Here is a 5,909-nt window from a genome sequence, read left to right as displayed (position 1 = left end):
CTGATGATGAGCGGCGTGCGCGCCTCGTCGATCAGGATCGAGTCGACCTCGTCGACGATGGCGAAGTTGTGACCGCGCTGGACGCAGTCGGACAGGACGTCGGCCATGTTGTCGCGGAGGTAGTCGAAGCCGAGCTCGTTGTTGGTGCCGTAGGTGATGTCGGCGGCGTAGGCAACGCGACGCTCGTCGGGACGCATGCTCGGCAGGATCACGCCGGTGGTGAGGCCGAGGAAGTGGTGGATGCGACCCATCCACTCGGCGTGGTACTTCGCCAGGTAGTCGTTGACCGTGACGACGTGGACGCCGTTGCCGGACAGCGCGTTGAGGTCGGCCGGGAGCGTGGCGACCAGGGTCTTGCCCTCACCGGTCTTCATCTCGGCGATGTTGCCCAGGTGCAGCGCCGCGCCACCCTGGACCTGGACGTCGTAGTGGCGCTGGCCGATGACGCGCTTGGAGGCCTCACGGACGACCGCGAACGCCTCGGGCATCAGGTCATCGAGCGTCTCGCCCTTGTCCAAGCGTGTCTTGAACTCACTCGTCATCGCCTGCAGCTCGGCGTCGGTCATCTTGACGAAGTCGTCCTCGATGGCGTTGACCGCCTTGGCGATCGTCTCCAGCTGGCGCAGGATCTTGCCTTCGCCGATGCGGAGGAGCTTGTCGATGATGGCAGGCACTGTGATGCGACTCCGTTTGCAGTGGGTGGAGTGGAGATCGAGCGGCCGGATGGCCGTCGATCATGCTACCCACGCCACCCAGCACTGGCCGCAGCGGCGGCGAGTGCCGGCGCCAGATCCCCGTGCGGCTCGACCACGATGCTCGTCAGCTGCAGCCATCCGGCCAGCCTGATCAGCTCGGCTGCGAGCTCCTCGGCTGTCTCCGCGGGGGCTCCCGCTTCGGCGTACGCCGCCTTGACCAGCAGCCGACCGGTGGCGCGATCTGCCTTCAGGTCGACCCGGGCGACGAGGGCGTCACCCAGCAGGAACGGCAGCACGTAGTACCCGTGGATCCGCTTGCCGGGCGGCACGTAGATCTCGATGCGGTAGCGGAAGTCGAAGAGGGCCTCGGCCCGATCGCGCTCCCAGACGACCGGGTCGAACGGGCTCAGCAGTGTCCGGGCACCGATGCGTCGCGGCAGCTTGGCCTCCTGGTGCAGGAAGGCCGGCTTGTCCCACCCCTGCACGCGTACGGCGCTGAGCTCGCCCGCCTCGACCAGCGTCTCGATGGCGACCACGGTGTCGGCCATCGACATCCGGTAGTAGTCGGCGAGGCAGCGCACCGTGCCCACGCCGTGCGACCGGGCGGCGCGGCGTACGAGGTCGAGGTCTGCCTCCGCCCTGGTCGGGGTAGGCAGCGCCAGCACGTCGGCGGGCAGCACCCGCTCGGGCAGGTCGTACAACACCTCGAACTGGCTCGTGCGACCGGCGATCGCGACGTCGCCGGCGAGGAAGAGGTAGTCGAGGACGCGCCGGGCGTCGGACCAGTTCCAGCCCCAGTTGTCCTTGAGCCGCGGCCCGCTGAACTCCTCGTCGAGGCCGCGCGCCGTCACCGGCCCGCGGTCCCGGACGGCGGCCAGGATCCGCGGCTCCAGCCCGGGATCGGCGCCGAAGCCCCACTTGCCGCGCTCGCCCCGGTAGCGATCCATCCGATGCCGCATCACCGGCCACAGGTCGACCGGCATGAAGGCCTGGACGTGGGCCCAGTACTCCACCATCCGGCGCGGCGCCCTGGCGGACGCCTTGCGGATCAGGTCCTGGTCGTAGGCGCCCATCCGCGAGTAGAGCGGCATGTAGTGCGCGCGTTGCAGCACGTTGACCGAGTCGACCTGCAGGACCCCGGTCCGTGCCAGCGTGCGCTGGAGCGTCGCCAGGGTCGGCGTGGCGTGGGCCCGGTCGGTGAAACCCTGGGCGGCCAGCGCGATCCTGCGCGCCTGGAGATGGGAGAGCGACTGCATCAGGGCAGGTCGAGCAGCTTTTCCTTCATGGCGTACATCACGGCTTCCATGCGGGAGTGGAGCTGGAGCTTCTCGAGGATGTTGCGCACGTGGTTCTTCACGGTGTTCTCGGAGATGAACAGCTCCTTGGCCACCTCACGGTTGTTGAGACCGCGTGCCACCAGTCGCAGCACCTCGAGCTCTCGCTCGGTGAGCTTGAGCGCGGTGTTCTGCTGCTTGTCCGGCTTGGACATCTGCTTGAACTCGTCGATCAGCTTGATCGCCATGGAGGGGCTGATCAGCGACTGCCCCTCGTTGACCACGCGGACGGCCTGCGCGACCTCCTCGATAGAGGAGTCCTTGAGGAGATAGCCCGAGGCGCCGTTCTTGACGCTCTCGTAGAGGTCACCCTCCTCGTCGGAGACGGTGAGCATGATGATCTTGGCCGAGGGCACGGCCTCCTTGATCGCCCGGCAGGCGTCGACACCCGACCGGCGCGGCATGCGCACGTCGAGGAGCACGACGTCGGGCGCAAGGGACTCGGCCAGGTCGGTGCCGGTGACACCGTCGGCGGCCTCCCCCACGACTTCGATGTCGACGTCCTGCGCCAGCAGCATCGTCAGCCCACGTCGGAACAGCTCCTGGTCATCGACCACGAGTACGCGGATGGGCTCTGCCCCTGCCGTTCCTGTTGCCTGGGTCACGCCCGCATCATGACAGACGCGGGCGTGACCGGTCTCGCCCGGAGGGTCGGCGTCAGTCGAGTTGGAGCGAGATCACGCCGTAGTCGTAGCCTCGGCGGCGGTAGACGACGGAGGGCTTCTCGCTCTCCTTGTCGACGAAGAGGAAGAAGTCGTGACCCACGAGCTCCATCTCGTAGAGGGCCGTGTCGAGGGTCATCGGAGCGGCCGCGTGCGACTTCTCGCGGACGACCAGGGGGCCGTCGCCGGTGACCGTGATGGGACCGACCTGGCGTTCGGTGACGGTCTCGTCGGCGGTGTCGTCGGTGACGAGGATGGCGTCGGCGCTGCCGGCGAGGGCCTGGCCGACCGAGACCGGTGTGTGTCGGCCGCGGTGGACGCGACGGCGGTCTGCGGCGCGTCGCATCTGGGAGGCCATCTTGTCGAGCGCGAGGTCCAGGGCGCCCATCTTGTCCTCGGCCGCGGCCTCGGCCCGGATCACCGGGCCCGTGGAGAAGGCGGTGAGCTCCACACGGGTGGCCCGATCGTGTTGTCGGGGGTTCTTCTCCTGTTCGACCTCGACCTGGACGCGGATGATTCGATGATCGTGCTTCTCGAGCCGGGCGAGCTTGTCCGAAACGTGTTCACGGAACCTGTCGGACACTTCGCAGTGTCGGCCGGTGACCACAACATCCATGTGAACCTCCTTGTAGCGGGGCTACTTCTGCGCTCACTCCTGCACTCTGTTTGACAAGGTGAGATGGAGCCCGCCCGGCCGACCTGGTCTTCGTCCCCACAATCGCCTGCTGGAGCTTTCGCAGCTTGGATGCCACTACTGACCCTCTCCCGACGGACGCCGTATCTGACGGCGGCGGCGAGGCAGGACTTACGTCTAAGCCGCACCGTGATCGGCTGTTTCCAGCCTTACGTGGACCGTTTCGCCTGCGACTGGCATCGGCTTGTCCTCCTGGTTGGCACGCGCGCGCACCGGCCCGGATGACGCAACCACGGACCCGGACGGACTCCATGCAACGACGCTAGCCCCTCCGGGCCCGGGACAAAAGCGATCCCCCCCTTTCGTCCGCAATGAGGCGCTGGGTCGCGGCCACGGTGACGACGGCGACCGGGGTCAGACCGACCGAGCCGAGGGCTCGCTGCGCCTCCGCCGCCGTCGCTCCGGTCGTGATCACGTCATCGCAGATCAGCACCCGCGCCCGGGCGCGGCGCCGCGCCAGTCGCGCCAGACCGGGGGACGGGCACGACATCGACCCGGCCAGGTTGGTCGCACGCTGGCTGGCCGTGAGCCCCGCCTGGTCGACCACCCGCCGGCTCGAGACGAGGAGCGGCGCGGCTGTCGCGTCGAACGACTCCGCTCGCACGAGGGTGACCGTGTCTCGCACCAGGGTGCCCAACGGGTCGTAGCCGCGCCGGCGGCTGGCACCGGGACGGGACGGCACCGGCACCAGGACGACGGGTCCGTCGTCCGGCGCCACAGCTGCCCGGACAGCCGCGGCCAGCAGCTCGGCCAGGATCCGCCGGAAGCCGAACTGGCCCCGGTCCTTGTGGCCCACGATCATCGCCCGGACCGCCCCGTCATAGTCGGCCGTGGACCACGGCGTCACCAGCCCGGGCGGAGTCGGCTGCGGCCAGCAGACGCGCGGGCCCGTGGGCAACAGCGCCCGGCACCGAGCACACAGCATCCGGCCGGGTCGGGCGCACCCGACACACTCGCTGCCGAGGACGAGGTCGAGGATGACGTCACGCATGAGGTCCATCGCAGCAGCGCTCCGCGCCTGCCACAAGGCCGCCCGAGGGGCCTGTGGACGACGAGCTCAGCCGACGTAGGTCAGCGACGACAGTGCCTCGGGCAGCGGCCCGATCGGCCGCTCGGGAGCTGTCAGGTCGCTGACGGACCGACGGGCGACCGCGAAGACCTCAGCACCCTGGACGGGCGAGCTGACGAGCTGGCGGGTGCCGCCGCGCAGGCGGGAGGCGCCCTCGCTCCCGAGGTCGCCGGGGGATCCATCCACGGAGATCGTCTCGACCTGCGACAGGTCGTCGGTGATGTCGGTCAACACCGAGATCGCGGTCGGCGAGCGCCACCCGATGTCGCGGATCACCAGGTTGGCGTCGTCCGGCACGAAGTCGAGCACCACCGCCCGGGTGGCCCGCAGCACCCGTCCGGCCTCGCTGTGCAGGATCCGGCTGGCGAGGACACGATCACCCTTCGGCGTACGCACGACGGCGACCAGGCGACTGCCGTCGCGGGAGATCAGCAGGTGCCTGATGTCTCGGCCACTCACGCCCTGCACGTCGATCTGGCGTGGCGGCTGCCGGCCGACGACGACGCTGATCAGGGCTCCGCCCTCGGCCCGGTCGGCCAGCCAGATGCGGTCCGCGAAGTCCCAGGCCGGGGGCAGGAGATCGCGTGCCCGGCTGGCCACCTGGACGGCTCGGCCCTCGACATCGACCGGCGCGACCAGCACGCCCCTGCCATCGGTGGAAACACCGGCCACGCGCTCGCCCGTGAGGTTGACCCCGATCGAGCGCACGCCCAGCCGGTCGGTGCCCATCGGACCGGAGGTGCCCAACAGCGAGCCGATCGAACCACGGACGACGTGACCGTCCACGAGGCCGAACAGGTCTCCGCTCGAGAGGGCACCGGTGGGGTCGAAGGCGTCGCCGACGTCCAGGTTGACCTGCGTGGCCACGCCCGGCACGCCTTCCTCGTCGCCCATGGTCAGCCGCACGGCCCGGATCCGCTGCTCCTGCCGCATCGTCCAGATCAGCTGGGTCAGGATCCGCTGGCTGGCATCCTCGTCGACGGCGTCCGGGTCTCCCACCAGCGAGACCTCGGCAATCCCGGCGGTGGTGATCGGCACCGAGAGTCCCAGCTTGAAGCCCGGCGGCACGAAGGTACGGGTGATCCGCGGATCAGAGGTCGGGTCGTCGAGCAGTCCACTCACCAGGGAGGAGGCGAGCTGGTCACCCTCGGGGACGAACACCGGCTCGGGAATCAGGATCTTGGCGGTGGGATCGAAGAAGTAGAGCGACATCCGGCGGAACCAGTCCTCGAACCAGGTCTCCGGCACGATCAGGGCATCGGGCAACCCGTCGATGCGCCACTCGCCGTGCTCGACCGTGAGCGCGAACCTGATCGTCTCGACCTCGCGCGATCGCTGCCAGGCTCCGCGGGCGTCGTACTCCTCGATGCCTGTCATCGGCAGCGCGACCTCCTGCTGGCCGACCGGGTCGCCGAGCTCGCCGTAGGTGAGGATCGAGCTCTCCGGCGTCCAGCG

At 69.3% G+C, this 5,909-nt stretch carries 5 protein-coding genes and 1 pseudogene; all 6 read right to left on the bottom strand.

The genetic code is table 11. The features are described from left to right. A pseudogene (locus tag RMO85_RS14270) lies at positions 1 to 674 on the bottom strand (preprotein translocase subunit SecA); the annotation flags it as partial. Between the two features lie 65 nt (positions 675 to 739). Continuing rightward, on the bottom strand, positions 740 to 1,951 hold the full coding sequence (locus RMO85_RS14265) for a DNA glycosylase AlkZ-like family protein (protein ID WP_310529390.1): 1,212 nt from the start codon (positions 1,949 to 1,951) through the stop codon (positions 740 to 742). Beyond that, positions 1,951 to 2,634 (bottom strand): response regulator transcription factor, encoded by a 684-nt coding sequence (locus RMO85_RS14260; protein ID WP_310529389.1) that lies wholly within the window; start codon positions 2,632 to 2,634, stop codon positions 1,951 to 1,953. The genes RMO85_RS14265 and RMO85_RS14260 overlap by 1 nt, the downstream gene beginning before the upstream one ends. Positions 2,635 to 2,686: 52 nt before the next feature. Next, positions 2,687 to 3,307, bottom strand: coding sequence for a ribosome hibernation-promoting factor, HPF/YfiA family (gene hpf, locus RMO85_RS14255; protein ID WP_310529388.1), 621 nt, complete (start codon positions 3,305 to 3,307; stop codon positions 2,687 to 2,689). A 340-nt stretch (positions 3,308 to 3,647) separates the two neighbouring features. Next, positions 3,648 to 4,376 (bottom strand): ComF family protein, encoded by a 729-nt coding sequence (locus RMO85_RS14250; protein WP_310529387.1) that lies wholly within the window; start codon positions 4,374 to 4,376, stop codon positions 3,648 to 3,650. 66 nt (positions 4,377 to 4,442) lie between these two features. Further along, positions 4,443 to 5,909 (bottom strand): LpqB family beta-propeller domain-containing protein (locus RMO85_RS14245; protein WP_310529386.1); only part of this gene is annotated, 1,467 nt, incomplete at its 5' end.

Origin of the sequence: Nocardioides sp. (genome assembly GCF_031422975.1) — a bacterium.
Lineage (GTDB): Bacteria > Actinomycetota > Actinomycetes > Propionibacteriales > Nocardioidaceae > Nocardioides.
Note: the sequence above shows the minus strand (reverse complement) of the source record. Positions and strands in the feature narration are given on the sequence as shown.

Bases quoted from the DNA above. Each gene is read 5' to 3' on its own strand.
- hpf (WP_310529388.1), bottom strand. From the start codon at position 3,307: ATGGATGTTGTGGTCACCGGCCGACACTGCGAAGTGTCCGACAGGTTC.
- RMO85_RS14250 (WP_310529387.1), bottom strand. From the start codon at position 4,376: ATGCGTGACGTCATCCTCGACCTCGTCCTCGGCAGCGAGTGTGTCGGG.
- RMO85_RS14265 (WP_310529390.1), bottom strand. From the start codon at position 1,951: ATGCAGTCGCTCTCCCATCTCCAGGCGCGCAGGATCGCGCTGGCCGCC.